This window comes from Halorussus limi, from assembly GCF_023238205.1.
In the GTDB taxonomy this organism is placed as follows: domain Archaea; phylum Halobacteriota; class Halobacteria; order Halobacteriales; family Haladaptataceae; genus Halorussus; species Halorussus limi.
This window is the reverse complement of sequence record NZ_CP096659.1, coordinates 78495-98569: the sequence shown is the minus strand read 5'-3', so window position 1 is coordinate 98569 and position 20075 is coordinate 78495. Positions and strand designations below refer to the sequence as shown.

General features: G+C 68.1%; 25 protein-coding genes. 16 read left to right on the top strand and 9 right to left on the bottom strand.

The features are described 5' to 3' along the window. Positions 1 to 285: 285 nt before the first annotated feature. The gene (locus tag M0R89_RS00470) at positions 286 to 1029 is read left to right on the top strand and encodes an MBL fold metallo-hydrolase (protein WP_248650604.1); all 744 of its coding nucleotides are present in this window, start codon (positions 286 to 288) and stop codon (positions 1027 to 1029) included. Between the two features lie 66 nt (positions 1030 to 1095). On the opposite strand, the gene M0R89_RS00465 is transcribed toward M0R89_RS00470, so the two are convergent. Beyond that, positions 1096 to 2199 (bottom strand): NADH:flavin oxidoreductase, encoded by a 1104-nt coding sequence (locus M0R89_RS00465; RefSeq protein WP_248650603.1) that lies wholly within the window; start codon positions 2197 to 2199, stop codon positions 1096 to 1098. Between the two features lie 212 nt (positions 2200 to 2411). Here M0R89_RS00465 and M0R89_RS00460 point away from each other — a divergent pair, with 212 nt between their 5' ends. Continuing rightward, positions 2412 to 3110 (top strand): DJ-1/PfpI family protein, encoded by a 699-nt coding sequence (locus M0R89_RS00460; RefSeq protein WP_248650602.1) that lies wholly within the window; start codon positions 2412 to 2414, stop codon positions 3108 to 3110. A gap of 146 nt (positions 3111 to 3256) precedes the next feature. After that, positions 3257 to 4066 carry an SDR family NAD(P)-dependent oxidoreductase gene (locus M0R89_RS00455; protein ID WP_438267671.1) on the top strand — a complete coding sequence of 270 codons (810 nt, stop codon included), beginning with the start codon at positions 3257 to 3259 and terminating at the stop codon, positions 4064 to 4066. A gap of 23 nt (positions 4067 to 4089) precedes the next feature. Here M0R89_RS00455 and M0R89_RS00450 read toward each other — a convergent pair whose 3' ends face one another. Next, complete coding sequence (locus tag M0R89_RS00450) at positions 4090 to 4410, bottom strand: hypothetical protein (RefSeq protein WP_248650600.1); 321 nt, start codon at positions 4408 to 4410, stop codon at positions 4090 to 4092. Between the two features lie 106 nt (positions 4411 to 4516). On the opposite strand from M0R89_RS00450, the gene M0R89_RS00445 reads away from it, so the two are divergent. The 4 genes from M0R89_RS00445 (at position 4517) to M0R89_RS00430 (ending at position 6546) form a co-directional block, all read left to right on the top strand. After that, positions 4517 to 4756 carry a hypothetical protein gene (locus tag M0R89_RS00445; RefSeq protein WP_248650599.1) on the top strand — a complete coding sequence of 80 codons (240 nt, stop codon included), beginning with the start codon at positions 4517 to 4519 and terminating at the stop codon, positions 4754 to 4756. Between the two features lie 2 nt (positions 4757 to 4758). Further along, positions 4759 to 5598, top strand: coding sequence for a beta-keto acid cleavage family enzyme (locus M0R89_RS00440; RefSeq protein ID WP_248650598.1), 840 nt, complete (start codon positions 4759 to 4761; stop codon positions 5596 to 5598). 133 nt (positions 5599 to 5731) lie between these two features. Next, the gene (locus M0R89_RS00435; RefSeq protein WP_248650597.1) at positions 5732 to 5875 is read left to right on the top strand and encodes a hypothetical protein; all 144 of its coding nucleotides are present in this window, start codon (positions 5732 to 5734) and stop codon (positions 5873 to 5875) included. Further along, positions 5875 to 6546: an alpha/beta hydrolase gene (locus tag M0R89_RS00430; RefSeq protein WP_248650596.1), complete on the top strand. Its 672-nt coding sequence runs from the start codon at positions 5875 to 5877 to the stop codon at positions 6544 to 6546. Before M0R89_RS00435 ends, M0R89_RS00430 begins: the two co-directional genes overlap by 1 nt. A 9-nt stretch (positions 6547 to 6555) precedes the next feature. On the opposite strand, the gene M0R89_RS00425 is transcribed toward M0R89_RS00430, so the two are convergent. Continuing rightward, positions 6556 to 7797, bottom strand: coding sequence for an HD domain-containing protein (locus tag M0R89_RS00425; protein WP_248650595.1), 1242 nt, complete (start codon positions 7795 to 7797; stop codon positions 6556 to 6558). A gap of 112 nt (positions 7798 to 7909) precedes the next feature. Further along, complete coding sequence (locus M0R89_RS00420; protein WP_248650594.1) at positions 7910 to 8710, bottom strand: cupredoxin domain-containing protein; 801 nt, start codon at positions 8708 to 8710, stop codon at positions 7910 to 7912. Between the two features lie 254 nt (positions 8711 to 8964). On the opposite strand from M0R89_RS00420, the gene cofD reads away from it, so the two are divergent. The 4 genes from cofD to M0R89_RS00400 are packed head-to-tail and all read left to right on the top strand — an operon-like array spanning position 8965 to position 12232. Then, the gene (gene cofD, locus M0R89_RS00415) at positions 8965 to 9975 is read left to right on the top strand and encodes a 2-phospho-L-lactate transferase (protein WP_248650593.1); all 1011 of its coding nucleotides are present in this window, start codon (positions 8965 to 8967) and stop codon (positions 9973 to 9975) included. Further along, a complete protein-coding gene (locus M0R89_RS00410) occupies positions 9976 to 10758 on the top strand; it encodes a tRNA-dihydrouridine synthase (RefSeq protein ID WP_248650592.1) in 783 nt (260 codons plus the stop codon). Next, positions 10755 to 11597, top strand: coding sequence for a triphosphoribosyl-dephospho-CoA synthase (locus M0R89_RS00405; protein WP_248650591.1), 843 nt, complete (start codon positions 10755 to 10757; stop codon positions 11595 to 11597). Before M0R89_RS00410 ends, M0R89_RS00405 begins: the two co-directional genes overlap by 4 nt. After that, the gene (locus M0R89_RS00400; protein ID WP_248650590.1) at positions 11594 to 12232 is read left to right on the top strand and encodes a DUF447 domain-containing protein; all 639 of its coding nucleotides are present in this window, start codon (positions 11594 to 11596) and stop codon (positions 12230 to 12232) included. Before M0R89_RS00405 ends, M0R89_RS00400 begins: the two co-directional genes overlap by 4 nt. A gap of 2 nt (positions 12233 to 12234) precedes the next feature. Here M0R89_RS00400 and M0R89_RS00395 read toward each other — a convergent pair whose 3' ends face one another. Beyond that, positions 12235 to 12435: a hypothetical protein gene (locus M0R89_RS00395; protein ID WP_248650589.1), complete on the bottom strand. Its 201-nt coding sequence runs from the start codon at positions 12433 to 12435 to the stop codon at positions 12235 to 12237. Positions 12436 to 12540: 105 nt separating this feature from the next. Continuing rightward, complete coding sequence (locus tag M0R89_RS00390; protein ID WP_248650588.1) at positions 12541 to 13113, bottom strand: hypothetical protein; 573 nt, start codon at positions 13111 to 13113, stop codon at positions 12541 to 12543. 141 nt (positions 13114 to 13254) lie between these two features. On the opposite strand from M0R89_RS00390, the gene M0R89_RS00385 reads away from it, so the two are divergent. From M0R89_RS00385 to M0R89_RS00375, 3 genes are all read left to right on the top strand, one after another. After that, positions 13255 to 13428, top strand: coding sequence for a 30S ribosomal protein S17e (locus M0R89_RS00385; protein ID WP_248650587.1), 174 nt, complete (start codon positions 13255 to 13257; stop codon positions 13426 to 13428). 126 nt (positions 13429 to 13554) lie between these two features. Continuing rightward, positions 13555 to 14589, top strand: coding sequence for an aspartate-semialdehyde dehydrogenase (gene asd, locus M0R89_RS00380; RefSeq protein ID WP_248650586.1), 1035 nt, complete (start codon positions 13555 to 13557; stop codon positions 14587 to 14589). Positions 14590 to 14659: 70 nt separating this feature from the next. Next, positions 14660 to 15589: a hypothetical protein gene (locus tag M0R89_RS00375; RefSeq protein ID WP_248650585.1), complete on the top strand. Its 930-nt coding sequence runs from the start codon at positions 14660 to 14662 to the stop codon at positions 15587 to 15589. 53 nt (positions 15590 to 15642) lie between these two features. Here M0R89_RS00375 and M0R89_RS00370 read toward each other — a convergent pair whose 3' ends face one another. Next, a complete protein-coding gene (locus M0R89_RS00370; RefSeq protein ID WP_248650584.1) occupies positions 15643 to 15870 on the bottom strand; it encodes a glycine zipper 2TM domain-containing protein in 228 nt (75 codons plus the stop codon). Between the two features lie 110 nt (positions 15871 to 15980). Next, positions 15981 to 16940, bottom strand: a complete 960-nt coding sequence (locus M0R89_RS00365) for a D-2-hydroxyacid dehydrogenase (RefSeq protein WP_248650583.1) — start codon at positions 16938 to 16940, stop codon at positions 15981 to 15983. A gap of 213 nt (positions 16941 to 17153) precedes the next feature. Here M0R89_RS00365 and M0R89_RS00360 point away from each other — a divergent pair, with 213 nt between their 5' ends. Next, on the top strand, positions 17154 to 17540 hold the full coding sequence (locus M0R89_RS00360) for a secondary thiamine-phosphate synthase enzyme YjbQ (RefSeq protein WP_248650582.1): 387 nt from the start codon (positions 17154 to 17156) through the stop codon (positions 17538 to 17540). A 27-nt stretch (positions 17541 to 17567) separates the two neighbouring features. On the opposite strand, the gene M0R89_RS00355 is transcribed toward M0R89_RS00360, so the two are convergent. Continuing rightward, positions 17568 to 18560 carry an ABC transporter permease gene (locus tag M0R89_RS00355; protein WP_248650581.1) on the bottom strand — a complete coding sequence of 331 codons (993 nt, stop codon included), beginning with the start codon at positions 18558 to 18560 and terminating at the stop codon, positions 17568 to 17570. A gap of 169 nt (positions 18561 to 18729) precedes the next feature. Between M0R89_RS00355 and M0R89_RS00350 the strand changes: the two genes are divergently transcribed. Beyond that, on the top strand, positions 18730 to 19872 hold the full coding sequence (locus M0R89_RS00350; RefSeq protein ID WP_248650580.1) for an ABC transporter permease: 1143 nt from the start codon (positions 18730 to 18732) through the stop codon (positions 19870 to 19872). The last annotated feature ends 203 nt before the right edge of the window (positions 19873 to 20075 follow it).

Sequence of the window (20075 nt, the reverse complement as noted above, 5' to 3'; positions counted from 1 at the left end):
CGCGGACCGCGACGGAGCTCGGAATCGATGACTGCGACGGACGCACGATGACGCGCCAGTTTCCGGCGCGTTCGGAGAAGTCCGACAGAGTAACCAAATTTTCACTTAAACCTTTGGCACCTATCGGAAGTAAAATACTGTCTCTCAGAGTCACTCTCTCCGTTCGAGACTAACTATTTCCGAAATTGATTGATATAAACTCCGGCGGAAGTTTCGCGGGTCCCGGCCGCTCTCGGACCGGAGAGTCCCAAAGCCATTAACCCGATTCGGACCGGCGAATCGAGTATGCGAGTTACCTTTCTCGGGACCGGAAGCGCGATGCCGACCGGCGAGCGCTATCAGACCGGTATCGTCGTGACCGACGACGAGACCGGCCGCCACCTCCTCGTCGACTGCGGGAGCGGCGTCCTCCACCGCCTCCAGCAGTCGGGCGTGGGCTACGAGTCGATTTCGAGCGTCCTGTTGACCCACCACCACCTCGACCACGTCGCCGACCTCCTCCCCCTGCTCAAAGCGCGGTGGCTGGCGGGCGAGGAACACCTCGAAGTCGTCGGCCCGACCGGCACGAAGTCGCTCGTCGACGACCTGCTCGACGTACACGACTACCTGCAGGGGCGCATGGACCTCCGAGTTCGGGAGGTCGGTGCCCACGAATTCGAGGTCGCCGGGTTCGAAGTCGAGGGGTACGAGACCCGCCACTCGTTACCCTGCTTGGCTTACCGGTTCGGCGACGCGTTCACTTTCAGCGGCGACAGCGAGGCGTTCACCGGCCTCGCTAACTTCGCCGACGGGTGCGACGTGCTGGCCCACGACTGCTCGTTCCCGGACGACGTAGACGTGGACAATCACCCGACGCCGACGCAACTCGGCGAGGCGCTCGACGGGTCGGGTGCAGACATCGACACGGTGTTCCTGACCCACCTCTACCCCCACACCGAGGGCCGCCACGAGGAGATGTTAGAGTCCATCGGGTCGGTGTACGACGGCGACGTGCGGTTCGCTGATGATTTGCGGACTATCGAACTGTAGAGCGAGACTCATCCGCAGGTCATCTGCATCGCGGAAAACGTGCGAACAGTCGTCGTAAACTCGGCCTCACTCCGACTCGGCTGGGACCTCGGCGTCGCCGATGGTCGCGTCGGGTTGGAGTATCTCGCCGAAGTCGAACTCGTCGGGCGCGCGTCCCTCGGCGACGCGGTTCGGCCAGTCCGGGTTCGCGAGCGCGCTCGTCGCCTGCGCCACGAGGTCGGCCCCGTGAGACTCGACGGTCCGCGTCGCCGCCTCGGGGTCGCCGAGACCGCCGTTGGCGATGACGGGGACGGTGGCGTACTCGTCGGCCAGTTCCGCCAGCGTCGGTCCCGAGTCGAACGCGGGCTCGGTGATGTCTTCCTCGGTGACGTGGATGAAGTCGACGCCGGCCTCGTCGAGCGCACCGAAGATTACCTCGGCGTCGTCTTCGCCGCCGGACCACCGGTAGTCGGGGTCGTTGACCTTGCTCTGCGAGATGCGGACCCCGACGACGAACTCCTCGGGGACCGCGTCCTGAACCGCCTCGACGACTTCGGTGTGATACCGGATTCGGTTCTCGACGGAACCGCCGTACTCGTCGTCGCGCTCGTTCGTGTACTCTGTCAGGAACTGGTCGAGGAGATAGCCGTTCGCGCCGTGGATTTCGACGCCGTCGAACCCGGCGTCGTCGGCCCGCTCGGCGGCCTCGACGAACCCCTGCCGGGCGTCGTCCATCTCGGCCTTCGTCATCTCCTCCGGGGTGGCGAACTCGCCGCTTCCGCCGTAGAGTTCCAACTGTTCGCCCTTCGGTTCGACGGCCGACGGACCGGCCGTCTCCTCGACGTACCGGTTGCCCTGCGAGAGGGCCCCGGCGTGCATGAGTTGCGCGAAGATGGGCGCGCCCTCGTCGTGAACTGCGTCGGTGACTTCCCGCCACGCTTCGACGTGCGACTCGTTGGCGAGTCCGGGCTGATTGTCGTAGCCTTGACTGTAGGCCTCGTCCGGGTAGGTCCCTTCGGAGATGAGAAACGAGAAGCCGCCGCGTGCGAACTTCGCGTAGTACCGTTTCATCTGCTCGGTGGCACGACCATCGGCGGTCGCGCTCGTTCGCGTCATCGGCGCTAACCCGACTCGGTTGTCGAGGTTGATACCGTCGAGGTCGAACGGGTCGAAGAGAGCGTCGTGTTCCATGGATGCGTCCGTAACAGCGGGTCACGTTTAACGCTTTTGTGCCCTATTTGCAACACTACCCGAGCGGTTCGGTTGGTTCTGACTAGCAAAGTACCGCTAATGGTGGTGAAACGTTGCGTGCTAGGATAGCAGCGTACTGGGAATGTTGCTAAGAATAGGCAAAACCGCGGCCTTTCTCTCCACTTAATGACGCGGCGACCCAACGAACTGCCGTGACATCAGCACTGTTTGTCGTCACCGAAGAAGGATACTGGGGCGAAGAGTGCGTCGAACCGCTTCGGACGCTCGACGCGGAGGGTTTCGACGTCACCGTCGCGACGCCCAGCGGGTCGAAGCCGGTCCTCGACGAGACGTCGGTCGATACCGACAACCCGCTCGTCGCCGAGGAGACGGCCGAGCGGGTCCGAGAGGTCCACGAGAACGACGAGCGACTGAACGACCCGATTCCGCTGGCGGCGGCGAGCGCCGACGACCACGACGTGGTCGTGTTCCCCGGCGGTCACGGAACGATGTGGGACGTGAACCAAGACGTTCACGCGCGGAGACTGCTGTCCGACTCGGTCGAGGGCGACGACGGCAAGGCGCTGGTCGTCTGCCACGCGGTCGGAATCCTCGGGTTCGCCCGGAACGCGGACGGCGAATTCATCGCGGACGGTCGCGACGTGACCGGCTTCCCCAACGCGTTCGAGGAGGACATCGTGGACGACAACGACGTGATGGCCGACGGTCGGAAACTCCCCTACTGGGTCGAGGACGAGGTGAAGGCCGCGGGCGGTAACTGGGACGCGGAGCTCGACGCCGACGCCAGCGTCACCGTGGACGGCGACTTGATCACGGCCCGCGGTCCCGCGTCGTCGTCGGCCGCGGCGGCGACGCTCCTCGAAGAACTCGGCGTCCGACAGACCGCGTAACCTCAGCTCTTCGCGCTTTCGTCGTTTTCACCCCCTGAAACTCACGGCATCTACTGTCACACCACTCGACCGGCGTTCTGCCGTCGAGCGACTCGCGGTAAGTTCGCGGGGTGCCGCAGGCCTGATACGAGAAAGAGCGTTACTGATTGGACGTGACCGACAACTCGACGACCCCGCAGGCGCTGAACCGATTCTCGCTCGAAGGCAAGACCGCCGTCGTGACCGGCGGGTCGAGCGGCATCGGCCGAGCGATTACCGAACTGTTCGCGGCCGACGGGGCCGACGTCGTGGCGTGCTCCCGGACGCTGGCCGACGTCGAGGCCGTCGCCGACGAAATCGCCGGGAGCGCCCGCCCCGGCGAGGTCCACCCCGTCGAGTGCGACGTGACCGACCGCGACGACGTGGAAGCGCTCGCGGAGGCGGCGAACGACGCGTTCGGGGGCGTGGACGTGCTCGTGAACAACGCGGGCGGCGCTGGCGGCGACCCCTTCGACGAGGTGACGCCCGAGGCGTGGCGACAGGTGCTGGACGTGAACCTCACCGGGACGTACAACTGCACGCGGGTGTTCGGGGACGCTCTGAAGGAGTCGGGCGGGTCGGTCGTCAACATCGGCAGCATGGCGGGACAGTACGGCGTCTCCGGGATGACGCCCTACAGCGCGGCGAAGTCGGCCGTCTCGACGTTCACTCGGGCGCTGGCCGCCGAGTGGGACGCGGAGGGCGTCCGCCTCAACGCGGTCGCGCCGGGGTTCGTCGGCACGGAAAAGGTGCGGGACAACCTCGGCGTGGACCGCGAGATAGACCGCTCGCGACCGGACCGGAACATCGGGACGCCCGGCGAAGTCGCGGACCTCGTGCGCTTCCTCGCGAGTCCGGCCGCGTCGTTCGTGGACGGCGAGACCGTCGAAATCACCGGAACTCCGTTGGTCTACGGCCCCGGCGAACTCGCCGAGTGACCGCGGCCGACCTCGACTCGGCACTACTCCTCGTTGCCCTCGCTCAGGACCAGCCACAGCACCGAGAGAACCAGCACTCCGAGGAGAGCGGCGCTGCCGGTCGTGCTGTCGGTGAACCGGTGGGTGTCCAGCCAGTAGTGGAACCAGAACAGGTTGGCCAGCGGCGTCCCGTCGGTGCGGCCGACGCCGGGTATCACCAGCCCCATGTCCGGAACCATGGCCCATATCCCGCTCGCGATGGCGATAGCGCCGTCCTGTGCGGTCTTCTCGTGGAGTCCCGTGACCAGCAGGAGTATCAGCGCGCCCGCCGCCCCGGCCGCGAAGTGCCCGATTCCCAGCGACACGGGACGACCTACGCGAGGCGGGCACGTAGATGATTCGCCGGACCGGTTCGCGGCGAGTTCGACCCCGCGCCGAACTGTTTTACCGCGACGTCCCATCTGCTGGGGCATGCCCGACGTCTGTCCGTATCTTGAGTACCGGCAGTTAGGAGACGAGACCCAGAGCGGCGACGCGACCGACTCCCGGCCCCGCGCCTACTGCAACGCCGCCGAGGAGTTCGTGCAGGCGATGCGCGCCGACGTATGCAACGACCGATACGGCCTCGACCACGAGGCCGACTGCGAAATCTTCCGCGAGGCAGCGGGCCCGCCCGAGGGAGTCGAGGGCGAGGGCGCGGGAGGCGACTGAGGATGGCCTACGACGACTACCTCGACGGCGAGAAGGTCATCATCACCGCCGCGCTCACCGGCGGCGTCCACGGCAAGGAGGCCAACCCGAACCTGCCCGAGACGCCCGAGGAGATAGGGAAGGCGGCCGCCGCGTGCGAGGAGGCGGGCGCGGCCGTCGTCCACCTCCACGCCCGCCGAGACAGCGGCGAGCGGTCGTTCGACCGCGACCGGTTTCAGGCAATCACCGAGGCGGTTCGCTCGCGGACGAACCTCGTCGTCCAGCACTCGACTGGCGGGACCGGTGCGACTCTCGAAGCGCGCCGCCAGTCGCTCCGGACCGACCCGCCGCCGGAGATGGCCAGCCTCGACATGGGACCGCTGAACCGGTACCGCCACCTCACCAGCGAGAACACTCGCGGGATGGTCGATTCGCTCTACGACGAGATGGCCGACCGCGGCATCAAGCCCGAACTTGAGGTGTTCAACGACGGCCACCTCAACGAGGTCCGGGGCCTGCTGGACCGGCGCGACTTGGCGGACCCCGTCTACGCCACGCTCATCTTCGGCGGCGGGACCACCTCGCCGCCCTCCCCGCGGAACCTGCTGAACGCGACCGAGAACCTGCCCGAGGGCGCGCTGTTCAACACGCTCGGGTTCGGTCGCCACCAGCTTCCACTCACGACGATGGGAATCCTGCTCGGCGGCCACGTCCGGGTCGGACTGGAGGACAACGTCTACTACGGACCGAACGAACTCGCCGAGAGCAACGCCCAGTTGGTCGCCCGGACCGCCGGACTCGCCGAGACGCTCGGCCGCGAACCCGCCGCCCCCGACGAGGCCCGCGAGATTCTCGGGCTGTAGCCCCGTCTGATTCCCCGTCTCCGGACTCGACGCCGGATTCTCGGTGCGCGAACCGGTCGGTGACGGACGTGTCACCTGCTTACCTCTCCGTCCGGCAAGGCTCAAGGCCGCGCCTCGGCTAGCCTCACTCAGCATGAGCGACACCGACACCGATACCGACGCATCACCGCTGGTGAACACCGACCGCGTCACGAACATCTGCACCGAGAGACGGGGCTTCGCCGTGGACGAGGAGGCTCCCAGAAGTGAGTCCGCCGAACCGCCGGAGGGGAACTGATGGCGGCCCGAAACCCTCACGCCGGCGACTCCGACCCCCACGCCGACCAACCGGTCGCCACCGCGGGCGCGGACCTCCAGTCGGCCGACGCCGCGGTCCTGTTCGTCCACGGCCGGGGCGCGACGGCCGAGGGGATGCTGGAGATGGCCGGCGAGTTCGACGCCGACGGCGTCGCCTACCTCGCGCCGCAGGCCAACGGCCGGACGTGGTACCCCAACTCCTTCCTCGCGCCCATCGACCAGAACCAACCGAGTCTGTCGTCGGCGCTCGACCTGCTTGGCGACCTGCGCCAGCGCGTCGCCGACGCCGGGATTCCGGCCGACCGGACCTGTTTCGTCGGCTTCTCGCAGGGGGCCTGCCTCTCCAGCGAGTTCGTCGCACGGAACGCCCGCGAGTACGGCGGACTCGCCGCGCTCAGCGGCGGCGTCATCGGTCCCGACGGCACCCCGCGGGACTACGACGGGAGTCTGGACGGGACGCCCGTCTTCCTCGGGTGTAGCGACAGCGACCCCCACATCCCGCTCGAACGCGTCCACGAGACTCGGGACGTGCTGGAGGACCTCGGCGGCGACGTGGAAGAGCGCATCTACGAGGGGATGGGCCACGGCATCAACGAGGACGAGATGGAGTACGTCCGGAATCTGGTCGCTGACGTTGCCTCCGGGGCGTAGAGTCTCGGTTCAGTCGCCGCTCTGGGTCCCGAACTCGTCCAGCGTCGTGCGCTTGCCGGGCGACCGGACTTCGCTGACGAGCGCACCGTCGGTCTCCAGTCCCAGCACGCTCTCGGCGGCGTGGCCGACCGCGTCGGTGTCCTCGGCGGGGGCGTACACCCCGAGTCGCCACTGCTCGCGCTGGACGTGACGGAGCGCCGACACCAGCGCGGACTGCTGGTGGAGGCGTCGAATCTCGCCGTTGACGATGACCCGCGTCGAGGACTCGGTCATGCTCGGTCGCCCGAGCACGTCGATGATGACCGACTCGGGTTCGACCTCCGCGGCGGCCGCGATTTCGTCCTCGAACTCCCGGATCGCGTCGTGGTCGGCGTCGATGACTCCCTCGGGAACGTCGGCCATCTCGGCCCAGACCGCCCGCTTGTAGAGGTCCCGCGCGCCGAGTCGCCGGGCGAAGTTCTCCGTCGCGTCGGCCGACCGAAGCGCCGCGAAGAAGTCGTGGTCGTCCATGCGCCGGAGTCGCTCGGCGCTGATTTCGGTCTCGGCCAGCAGGCGCTCGCTCGCGCGCTGGAGCATCCCCCGGCAGATGCGCGTGACGTGGTGGTTGTAGACGGTCGGGTTCATCAGCGCCCGCGCGAGCAGTAGGCTCTCTGCGGTCGGGACGTTGCCCTCCGCCAGCACGAGTTCGCCGTCGATGAGGGTGAGTTCGCGCACGAGGCGCGAGTGGTCGATGGTGCCGTAGGGAACGCCGGTGTGGTGGGCGTCTCGGACGAGGTAGTCCATGCGGTCCACGTCGAGTTCGCCCGAGACCAACTGGCCGAGTTTCCCCTCGCCCGCGATGAGGTCGGCGATAGTGTCGGGGTTGTGGCCGTGGTCCCGAAGCACGTCGCCGACCTCGTTGTCCGCGAGCAGTTCGTGAACGTCGTCGTGGTACTTGCCGGTGTGGCGGTGAATTACCTCTTCGATGGTGTGGCTGTAGGGGGCGTGGCCGATGTCGTGGAGGATGGCGGCCGCCCGGACGCGCTCTGCCTGCTTGCCCTGAATCCCGAGGTGGTCCAAGCCCTCGCAAGCGAGGTAGTAGACGCCGAGGCTGTGTTCGAACCGGGTGTGGTTCGCGGAGGGGTAGACGAGGTGGGCGGGACCCAACTGCTTGATGCGCCGGAGGCGCTGGACCGCGGGCGTGTCGAACAAGGCGCGAGCGACGCCCTCGACCTCGATGTGGTCGTGGACGCTGTCCTTGATGGTTTTCATGTTACAGGATTCGTCGGCTTCGCATAAAAACCGCCGGGAGTAGAGAGGGTCGAACCGCCGCAACACGACGCGGGGAGCGGTTGACCAAGAGACGGCCTGCGATTCGATTCCCCTACCCGGTCGTGGTCTCGGCGCTCGTCGCCGTCAGTTCACTGCGGACCGCCTCGAAGGGTACTTCCCCCTCCTCCTGAATCCGTCCGGGGTCGAGCGCGCTCGCGGTCAGTACGTCTCTCGGCGTCGGGAACACCCACTCGACGCTCTCGTTCGCGTCGCTGAACTGGACGAGCAACTGCTCGAACTCCTCGCCGAAGGGCGGAATCTCCTCGGGAGTCTCCAGATACGCCGGGTAGTCGGCTTCGTCGAGGTCCCCGACCACGACCCGCATCACCATCCCGAGGACGTGGTGCGGGCCGCAGTACAGGTCGTACACTCCTCCGTGGTCGAAACGGTAGAGCCACGCTCCGTCGAGCGGAGCAATCGGCGACGAGAACGGTGGCGCTTCCTCGGGCACGCGGGTCTGGAAGCCGATTGCTTCGTGGTACGCCGTCACCGTGTGGTCCGGCGAGTCGAAGGTGAACTGCACGATGTCACCACTGTCCACGTGCAGGCCGACCGGGTCGAAGTAGAAGAGAATCGGTATCTCGGCCGCCGGGTCGAGTTTCGAAGCCAACAGCCGAACCTCGCGGTCCGGCCGGAGCTCGTCGGGAACGTCGCCGGTGTTCCGGACGGGATACCCGAAGTTCGGGTGAATCTCGGGTTGGTCTTGCATCCCGGCGGCGACGCCGCTCGTCAGCGAGAACCCGGCACCGACGCCGAGCGCTTTCAACAACGACCGTCGCTCGAACGTCGGCCGCTCGACGGCCGATGCGTCGGACGAGTCGTCGGACCGAATCGAGTCTGTGTCTGGTGGCATGGTTCCCCCGCATAAACATCATTATCTATAATTATGTAGTTTTTTGAGCGAGAGCTATCACGTCCACACTTATCCAACAGCAGTGACGGGTAGGCGTAAATCCGGAGTCGCCGCTACATCACTTTCCCCCGGACGCGTAAATTGCGGGGGGAAGTAGTGGCTGCGGTGCGAAGCGGGGGACCGCGCTACACCGAGTCGTCGGCCCGCCGCGAGACAGCACAAGCGTTTACCACCCGGAAGACGCACCTCGGAACATGACGACGTTTCTCTCCGGGGGCACCGGAACCCCGAAGCTACTCGCCGGGGCCGAGTCGGTCTTCGACCCGGCGGAGACGACCGTGGTCGCCAACACGGGCGACGACGTGGAGTTGGGCGGCCTGCTGGTCTGCCCGGACGTAGACACCGTCCTCTTCGAGCAGGGCGACCTGCTCGACCGCGAACTGTGGTGGGGCATCGCCGACGACACCACCGAGACTCACGAGGAACTCCACGACATCGCCGAGGCTGCGGACCTCGACGGCGGCCCGCGCTACCTGCCCGACGAGGCCCAGACCGCGGGCCGGGACATCGCTCGCTGGCGGCGCTTCTCCGGGGTCGCCGAGTTCATGGAAATCGGCGACCGGGACCGCGCGGTCCACCTGACCCGGACCGGTCTGCTCGACGAGGGCCGGAGTCTCACCGAGGTCACGCGCCTGCTGGCCGACGCTTTCGACGTGCCCGTGGACGTGGTCCCGATGAGCGACGACCCGGTGGCCTCCATCGTTCACACTCCGGAGTCGGACGACGAGTACGAAGACGAGATGCACTTTCAGGAGTTCTGGGTCGCTCACCGCGGCGGCCCCGAAGTCGACCACGTGGAGTTCCGCGGCGCGGACGACGCCGACGCCGCGCCGGCCGCCCTCGGCGCGATAGAGGAGGGGCCGGTCGTCGTCGGTCCCTCGAACCCCGTGACCAGCATCGGCCCGATGCTCGCCGTGGAGGAACTCCGCGAGGCCCTCGAACGAGCGACCGTCGTCGCCGTCTCGCCCTTCGTGGAGGACGAGGTGTTCTCGGGCCCGGCGGCCGACCTGATGGAAGGCGTCGGCTTCGACCCCTCGACCGCCGGCGTCGCCGAGGCCTACCCCTTCGCCGACGCCTTCGTGCTGGACGAGGCCGACGACACCGACCTCGACCGCCCGGTCGTGCGGACCGACACCGAGATGACCGACGACGCGGACGCCGAGCGCGTGTCCCGCGCCGTCGCCGACGCGCTGGAGGTGGTCTGAGTGTTCGAACCCCGCCTCGCGCTCGCCAGCCTCAGCGGCCGGTCCGACGCCGAGTGGGCGCGGGCCGCCGACGAGTTCGCCGGCGCGGCCTTCCTCGGCGGCATCGCGCTCGACGGACCGACCCGAGCGGCCGCCCGCGAGATGGTCGAACGCGACCGCGAGGAGTTCCTGCCGGACGACCCCGCGGCCTTCGCGGACGAGCAACTCGCGGCGCTCGCCGACGCCGACCTCCGGCCGGGCCTCAACGTCAGGTCCGCCTCACTCGACCCGCTCCGGGAAGTCGCCGGAGTCTGCGCCGACCGCGACGCCGTCCTCGAACTCAACGCCCACTGCCGACAGGACGAGATGTGCGCCGCGGGCGCGGGCGAGGCCCTCCTCCGGGACCCCGACCGACTCCGCGAGCAGGTCCGGGTCGCGGCCGAGTCGGGCGCGCGAGTCGGCGTCAAGGTCCGGGCCGAGGTGCCGGGCGCGGACCTCGCCGAAATCGCCCGCGCCGTCGCCGACGCGGGCGGCGACGCGGTTCACGTGGACGCGATGGACTCCGAGGCCGTCGTCGCTGAGGTCGCCGCGGTCGCCGACGAGACCGACCTGTTCGTGATAGCGAACAACGGCGTCCGGGACGAGGCGACCGTCCGGGAGTATCTGGCCTACGGCGCCGACGCGGTCAGCGTCGGCCGACCGAGCGACGACCCCGCGGTCCTCCGGCGCGTCCGGGCGGCGGTGGACGAGTGGTTCGAGGGCGACGAGCGCGGCGCCGACCCCGAGCGGGAGGTGCGCGCATGAACCCCGCTCAGAACGCTCAAATCGCGCTCCTGCTGGAAGTCGCGGGCACGCCCAAGCCCGGAAACGTCGACAGGGAGCGCGACCTCCCGGACCTCGGATTCGAACACTTCCTCGCGGGCACGGTCGGCGCGGGGCCGGGCCTGCGCGCCGCCGAGGAGGGCGCTCCGGTCGGCGAGGCGTTCGAGCGGGCGGTCTCGGGGATGAGCCAGCAGGAGGGAGGCAACACCCAGTTCGGCGCGCTCCTCCTGCTCGTTCCCCTCGTGCGGGCCGCCGCGGACGGGGACTGCTCTCCCGAGGGCGTCACGCGCGTGGTCGAGGCGACGACCGTCGAGGACGCCGCGAACTTCTTCCGGGCGTTCGACCACGCCGACGTGTTCGTGGACGACCCGCCGGAGGACGCCGAGGCGCTGGACGTTCGCCGGGGGAGCGACGCGGTTCCGGCGGTCGAGGAGCGCGGCGCCACGCTACTCGACGTGCTGGCGCTCGGAGACGACGAGGACGACGTGGCCGCCGAGTGGACCGGCGGGTTCGAGCGTACCTTCTGGGCCGCCGACCGCCTCGCGGAACTGGCGGGGTCGGCCCCGGCCTCGGCCGTCGGCGCGCGGGTCTACCTCGAACTCCTCGCCCGGGAACCCGACACGCTGGTCGCGAAACAGCACGGCGCGAAGACCGCCGAGAGCGTCCGCGTCCGGGCCCAAGAGGCGCTCGAAGGCGGACCGGAGGTCGTCGAGGCGTTCGCCGAGTCGCTGGTCGCCGACGGCGTCAACCCGGGGACGACCGCCGACCTGACCGCCGCGGGCCTGTTCGTCGCGCTGACCCGCGGGGAGGTGTCGGTGTGAGCGAGTCGGGCGGGTCGGTCGGGGACGGGACGGCCGAGTGGCCGGTCGAACTCCGGGGCGTCACCGAGTCGCTGGTGACGACGCTCGGCCCGAACGACCTGTGGAACGTCGCGGCGCTCGGCCTCCATCCGCCGGAGGGCGGCGGCGAGGGCGACGCGAGAGACGGGCCTCCGGACGCGCCCGTGACCGCCCGGACGTGGGGCAACACTCGGACCCGGCGGAACTTTCACCGGCAGGGCGGGGGCTACGTCCAGTTCGTCCGCGACCCCGTCGATTTCGTGGACGCCACCCTCTCCATCTTCGAGGTCGAACAACCGGTCCTCGACTCGGCCGCGGCGTGGGTCGAGGTGAGCGTCGAGCAGGTCGATTCGGGCGCGGAAGGCGACACCGAGTGGGAGGAGTGGACGCTCACGCCCGTGGCCTCCGGCGTCGAACACGAGACTGTGCCGACGATAAACCGGGGGTTCAACGCGGTCGTGGAGGCGACCGTCGCGGCGTCACGGCTGGACGTAGACGCCTACGACGAGGCGGAACTCCGAAACCGCCTGTCGTACTTCGAAGAAGTCGGACGGAAGTGCGGCGACGACCGCGTGCGCGCGGCGCTGGACCGACTCCGCGACCACTCGCCGGAGTAGGCTCAGATGCCGTCCTTGCGGTCGATGGTCACGGTCCAGTCCGGAATCTCCTCGGGCGCGTACTTGAGGTCCCAGACGCCTTCGACGTCCTCGCCCTCGCCGAACGCCCGGAGTACGAGTTCTTCGAGTTCGCTCTCGAACGTCCGGTCGGAGTCCTCCGCGTCGACTGCTTCTCTGTCGGTGTCTCGGTCTGCTCCCCGCACGGTACTGATTCGACGTGTTTATCCCAGCATAATTATCCTTACGAAGGGGAAACGCCGTTCAAGACGGGAAATGACTGAAAAGTAACGTGATTTTCCGACGGTCGGTCACGCGGCGTCGATTTCCGCTTCGAGGACCACGTCGGCGGCGGTCCGGTTCGGCGGTCCGAGCGCGTCGTCCCGGGCGAACCGGGCGATTCGCTGGCGGGCCTCCTCGGGAGTCGTCTCGCCGGTCTCCAGTTCGGGCAGGAGGCGGCCGTAGAGGTCGAGTTCGTCGTCGAGCGCGCCCAGCAGCGCCGACCGGGCGGCACCGTACGACTCCTCCTCGTTCAGGTAGACCGAGAGCTTCGTGCTGTACTCCTGCAAGCGGCGCTTGGTCTGGTCGTCCACTGCGGCGTGGTCGAGCAGGTCCACCGCCGAGATGTCGCTCGGGTCCTCGCCGTCGGCCGCGTTCCGAATTTCGTCTCTGGCGAGTTGCTTGGCGGTGTCGTACTTCGACGCGAGTTCCGTCTGGGTCTCGCGGCTCTCTTCGGTCCACGTCTCCAGCAGGTCCAGCGCGTCGCCGAGCGCGTCGATTCGGTCGGCGAGTCGGCGGCGCAACTCCCCGGCGTCGGTGATGGTCTGGACTTCCTCAACGAACGTGGGCATGGGTGCTGAGAGGGCGACGTCGCGGTCGGTCACGCGAAACAGTCGGTCGGGGTGACATACTTCGACTACGTGGTCGAAGCTCCTTGGTCTGTCGGATTCCTCGACCCGCCTGACCGGCCTCCTGTCCGACCGAAGACCGCAACGCACTTACTTTACGGACGTGGAAACCAAACCATGGCAATCAAACCCGACTACGTCAAGAAGACGGGGCGCATCCTGCTGGAGCGTTACCCCGACGCCTTCACGACCGACTTCGACCAGAACAAGGAGAGCGTCCAGAAACTCACCAACATCGAGTCGAAGGGCGTCCGCAACCGCATCGCCGGCTACGTCACCCGCAAGAAGTAGCGCCGTCGAGTTCCTGCGAACTTCGTCGATTCACCGCCAGTGGCGACGCTCCCGTCGGGCCCGCGTCCCGCAAAAAGGCGGCCTTCCCAAATCGTTTTATCGACGTACCACCGAACCCACGGTACAATGACTGTACGAGTCGGCGTTCTCGGTGCTACCGGAGCGGTCGGCCAGCGATGTATCCAACTGCTGGACGGCCACCCCGAGTTCGAACTGGCGGCGGTAACGGCGAGCGAAGACAGCGCGGGCCTCTCCTACAGCGAGGCGGCGAAGTGGCGGGTCGACTCCCCGATTCCCGCCGCGGTCGCCGACCTGACCGTCAGCGAGACCGACCCCGACGCGGTGCCCGACGACGTGGACCTGCTGTTCTCGTCGCTCCCCTCGGGCGTCGCCAGCGAAGTCGAACCCGACTTCGCCGAGGCGGGCTACGTCCTCTCGTCGAACTCCTCGAACGACCGACTGGCCGACGACGTGCCCCTCGTCATCCCCGAAATCAATCCGGGCCACCTCGACCTGTTGGAGGTCCAGCGCGACGAGCGCGGCTGGGACGGCGCGGTCGTCAAGAACCCCAACTGCTCGACCATCACGATGGTCCCGACGCTCGCGGCGCTCGACCAGTTCGGACTTGAGCGGGTCCACGTCTCGACGCTGCAGGCGGTGTCCGGCGCTGGCTACTCGGGCGTCACCTCGATGGAGATAATCGACAACGTCATCCCGCACATCGGCGGCGAGGAGGAGAAGATGGAGACCGAGTCGAAGAAGCTCCTCGGCGAGTTCGACGGCGCGCGACTCTCGGTCCACGACGCCGACGTGTCGGCCTCGTGCAATCGCGTGCCGACCATCGACGGCCACCTCGAAAACGTCTGGGCCGAGACCGCAGACGACGTGACCGAGCAGGAAGTCGAGGAGGCGTTCCGCGCCGTCGAGAGCCTCGACCTGCCGAGTTCGCCCGACCCGCTCGTCGAGGTGTTCGAGGACCCGAGTCGGCCCCAGCCGCGACTCGACCGGACCTTGGGCGGCGGCATGACCATCGCGGCGGGCGGCGTGCAGGCGACGCCCGCGGGCGTCCAGTACAACACGCTGGCGCACAACACGATTCGCGGCGCGGCGGGCGCGGCGGTGCTGAACGGCGAGCTGTTACAGAGCGAAGGCTGGCTCTGAGCCGACCGGTGTAGCGCGACATCGAAACGAGACGACAGGAACTTTCTCCCCTCGGTCGCTCGGTCGGAGTATGACGACCGACCCGACGGACGCGTCCTCCGACTCGGCAGACGCCGTCTCCGAGTCGCCGACCGCCGCTTCGGAGTCGGCGACCGCTCACCCCGACTCGGCGACGTTCTCGTGGTCGCACACGCCCGCCGAGTCGCGCCTGCTCCGGGGCCTCGTCGCGCTCCCGGCGGGAATCGTCCTCGGATTCGCGCTCGGCCTCGTCCTCGGCGCGGTCGGCCTCGCGGTCCTGCTGGCGGTCGAAGGCAACTACCTGCTCGCCGTCGCGACCCTGCTCGCGTTCGCGTTCGGCGTCTCGCGGACGGCACCGCACCTCCTCGCGGGCCGCAGCGGCGAACGCGCGCCCTCGTTTCGGGGTCTCGACCGCCGGACGCTCGCGGCGGCGTCGGTCGGCGGCCTCGCGTTCCTCGCGCTCGGGGGTCTGGTTCTCCCGCCTTCCCTACTTCTGGCGGCGGTCGGCGCGGCGGTGATACTCCCGCTGGTGCTCGCGACCGTACTCGCTTCGGAGGGAGAACTCGACGCCTCGGCCGGGCGACTCACCTACTCGGGAACCGACATCGACTGCTCGACGCTCGTCGGCGTCCGCCGCCGGTCGGTCGGCGGGTACGTCGTCTACCGACTCTCCTACGCCGCTGGGGCCGCGACCTTCGGCACGCCGCGGACGCTCGTGATTCCGGCGCGAGCGGACGCCCCCGTCCGCGACGCGCTCGAATCCGGCGTCGCGGCCGACGCGGGCGACGCCGGACCGACGCGCACCGGGGTACGAGTCGCGGCTGTCGGAATCGGCGTGTTCCTCCTCGGCTTCGCCGGATTCCTGCTGACCGTGGACCCGACGGGCACCGACCCGCGGGGCGACGCCGTGCTGTGGTACGCTGCGCTCGTGGCCGGTGTCTTCGGCGGTATCTTCGTCTCGCTCGGAGTCCGCGGCGGCTGAGGCGGGTCGCTGGCAGGGCGTCACCTCCGGCCCGACTCCGACCGCGGTCGGCCCTACTTCCGCAGGCGCAGTTTCTCGGTCTGTCCGACCTCCGAGACCTGTTCGACGACCGCATCGACGGACCCCCGCTTCTCGCCGACCGTCGCGCCGACGAGCGCACCGATGCTGGCGGCGGTGCTGGCGGCGTTCCGACTGAACAGTCCGCCGATTGCTCCTCCGACGGCCGCCCCGGCGGCGGCGTACTCGGCGCGGTTCAGAACTCGTTTGATTCGTTTTCGCATGCTTCGAACGTCGGGAGTGACGCGGATAAAGATAGTCGCCGAAGCGGGCGGAACGCAGAGCGACCGCGGAGGCGTCGGGGTCGTGACCTACGGTGTAGCTTCCCCTGCTTTCAAATCACCCGATTCTCCAACTCCTCGCCCGCGTCCAACCGCCGGACGTTCTCGGCGACGATGTCGGCCAATCGCTCGTAGTACTCGGGCGTGTGGCCGGAGCAGTGGGGCGTAATCAGGCAGTTCTCGAAGTTCCAGAGCGGGTGGTCCTCGGGGAGCGGTTCGGGGTCGGTCACGTCGAGGGCCGCGCCACGGAGGTGGTGCCCGCGGAGCGCCCACACCAGCGCGTCGGTGTCCACGACCGGCCCGCGCGCGACGTTGACGAGGACGGCGTCCGGCGGCAGGGTCTTCAGTTCCGCCTCGCCGACGAGTCCGCGGGTCGTCTCGGTCAGCGGACAGGCGATAGCGAGGTAGTCGGTCCGGGCCAGCGCGTCGTGGAACGCGTCGTCCTCGAAGCCGACCACCTCGTCGGTCGGGCCGCCCTTCTCGGGCGTGTAGCGCACGCCGATGGTCTCGACGCCGAACCCCTGCAGGCGCTCGACCACCGACTGCCCGATGGCTCCGAGTCCGACCACGGTGACGGTACTGCCCTGCAACTCGTGGGACTTGAAGTGTCGCCACTCGCGGTTCTGCTGGCGTCGCCACCCCTCGTGGAGTCGGCGCGCGAAGACCAGCAGGTTACCGACGACGTGCTCGCCGATGTTCGGGCCGTGGACGCCCGAGGCGTTCGTCACCGCCACGCCGCGGTCTTCGAGGGCGTCGAGGGGCAGGTGCCCGGTGCCGGCGTAGGCGCACGCGAACAGTTCCATCGCCTCGGCCCGGTCGAGCAGGTCGGCGTCGAGTTCCATCCCCGCGACGACGGGAGCGTTCGCGACCAGTTCGCGCTCCTCCTCGGGCGTGCGAGCGTGGACGACCTCCCGGTCGGGCAGGCGCTCGCGGAGTTCGTCGGCGTACTCCGAGACGGGCGTGCCGTGGGTACTCTTCCGCAGGACGACCACGTCGGGTTCGTCTTCGGTCATTCGTGGGTCGTTTCGGCGCGGGGGATTAAAGTGGCACCTGAAACGGCGAACGAGGAGCGCGGCGGAGTGGCGACTGGTCGCGCCGGAGCGGCCGGCCGAACCGGCGTTCGTGAGGGTGCAACGTCGAGAAAGAATCATATATATTGCTCAAACATAGCAAAAGGTGTCTAGAACACCGGTGCAACTACGTGCGTCGGCGTCCGAACGACCGACGTGTTCAGCGTCGAGACCGACGAGCGAACCGAGGTCGTGGACGTGACCGACCGAGTGGCCGAGGAAGTGCCCGACGATGTCGAGTCCGGACTCTGCACCGTTTTCGTCCGCCACACCACCGCGGGCGTCGTCGTTCAGGAGGCCGAGTCGGGCCTGCTCGACGACATCGCGGCGTTCGCGACGGACCTCGCGCCGAGCGACGGCGACTACCGTCACGACCGAATCGACGACAACGCCGACGCACACCTCCGGGCGACGCTGCTCGGCGAATCGGTCTCCGTCCCGGTCGAGGACGGCGAACTCGCCCTCGGGACGTGGCAGTCCGTGCTGTTCGTTGAGTGCGACGGCCCGCGAACCCGGCGGGTCGAGGTGGTCGTGACCGAGTGAGCGCGGCGAACCGGCCCGCAGGCGTCGCTATCGGCTTCTCTCGCCGATTCGGGGGTCGAGAACGCCGTACAGCACGTCCTGCAGGAAGTTGGCCGCGACCCCAACGAACGCGATGACCATCGTGGTCCCGATGACGAGCGGCATGTCGCGCTCCTCGATGGCGTAGAGACTCAGCGCGCTCAGCCCTTGGATGCCGAATATCTCCTCGATGACGTAGATGTTGACCACGAGGACCGCAACCATGTCGGTGAAGAACAGCGACATGATGGGGACCGCCGCGTTCCGGAGGACGTGGCGAGCGACCGAGAGGCGCGAGACGCCCTTGGCCTTCAGCGCGGCGACGAACTCGGCGTTGACGTACTCCATCGACTCCGCTCGCGCGTACCGGAGTTGCCCGGCGAACAGTCCCGTGGCCAGCACCAGCGACGGGAGGACGAACTGCCGGAGGTGACCGACCGACCAGAACGCCCCGCCCGAGAAGTCGGGTTGCCCGACGCTGACGCCGTACGACCCGACCCTCACCGCGAAGAACAGCGCGACCAGTTCCGCCAGCCAGAAGTTCGGCATCCCGAGACCGAGATACGCGACCAGACTCGACGCCCGGTCGAAGATTCCCTTCCGGTTGAACGCGGCGTAGAGTCCTATCAACACCCCGTTGACCAGCGACAGCAACAGCGCCGGGACGACGTACATCGCGGTGTAGGGCAGTCGCTCCAGTATCAGGGAGGTCACCGGCCGCTCGAAACTGTACGACAGTCCCCAGTCGAACGTCGAGACGTCGACCAACCATCGAGCGTATCGCTGGAGGAGCGGGTCGTTGAGGTTGCGCGCTTCCCGATACGCCCGAACCGCCGCCCGGACCTCCTCGGCGCTCCCGCCCTTCGAGGCCACCGCGTGGGCGACCAGCGCTTGGTTCGGGTCCGGCGTGGCCGCGACGAAGACGAACGCCACGCTCATGACCAGATAGATGGCGACGAGCGCGATTATCATCCGCCGGGTGACGTGCCGGAGCAGTCTCATCGTTCCATCATCCTGAAGACAAATGATTAATACTTGCGGTCGCCGGCGGTCGACGTCTCTCGCGCCGTCTCTCGGCCGAGACGGGCTAACGGTACTCCTCTCGCTCGGGATAGGGAAAGAATGTTAACACTTATTGAGCGAGGTCCGAAACCGTTCGCACGTTGATACCATGGCTGACGGCGACGTAGTTTACGACGGACTGTCGTCCGGTCGGGCGTCGGTCGGCGACCGCTTCGCGGCGTTCGGCGTCGGCGTGGTCTGTCTCGGACTCGCCTTCGCGGTCGATTTGTTCGTCCTCGGCGAGTGGGAACTGCTGGCACTGGAACTCGACCCGTCCGGTCTCGACTGGCTGTTCGCCCTGTCGTGGCTCTCGCTGGCGACGTTCGTCGTCTGGCCGCTGGCCGCCCGCCCGCAGATGACCCGAACCTACTGGAACCGCCTCCGGACGAACCGGTTGGCGGTCGCCAGTCTCGCGTACCTCCTCGTCTTCCTCGTCGTCGGCACCGTCGGGCCGTGGTTCGTCACCCCGGACGTGAACTTCACCTACGCCCACCAACCGCCGGCGTTCTTGGCCGTCGACGCGAGCCGAGTCTACGAGTGTCTCGGTCCGGTCGTGGACGGTCGGTGCCGGGGCACGCTCCGATACCCCCTCGGAACCAACAGCACCGGCAAGAGCGTCGTCGCGCTCCTCGTCTCGGGGAGCCGCGTCGCCCTGCTCGTCTCGCTGGTCTCGGCGACGATTCTGGTGCCGGTCGGCGTCACCGTCGGCGTGGTCGCGGGCTACCTCGGCGGGTGGACCGACACGCTGCTGATGGGGTACGTGGACGTTCAGCAGACGCTCCCGGCGTTCGTCCTCTACGTCATCCTCATCTTCGTCTTCGAGAAGAGCCTCCTGCTGATAATCCTCGTGTTCGGGTTGACCAGTTGGGGCGGCACCGCTCGCATGGTCCGGAGCGAGGTCCTCCAGCGCCGCCGGGAGGGATACGTCACGGCCGCCCGGAACGCGGGCGCGAACCACTGGCACGTCCTCCGGAAGCACATCCTACCGAACGTCTCCTCGACCGTGGCGACCGCGATGAGCCGCCAGATTCCCGTCTTCCTGCTGACCGAGGCGGCCATCGCCTACCTCGACCTCAACAATCTCCTGTTGCCGTCGTGGGGCGAAATCATCGCGCTCGAACTCAGCAAGGAGTTCCCGGCGACGTGGTGGGCCTCGGCGTCCGCCGTGACGCTCCTCGCCGTCACCGTCGTCTCGTTCAGCGTGCTGGGCGACGCGCTCCGCGACGTGCTCGACCCGAAGGAGAGCGCGTGACGGGTCGCCGCGATTACTGCGGCGGCCTGTGCCCGCTACCTCTCGCCGGGCGGATGATAAGATATTTACACGACCCGCGAACACAATCGCGCAACCGCCCGTTAGTCCTCCAACAGCTTTCGCCGACGGGCGACTCCGAACGATGCCCCGAATTGGTACGACTCACGACGTTCGCCGACCGCCGCGCACGTCGCGCGCGCACC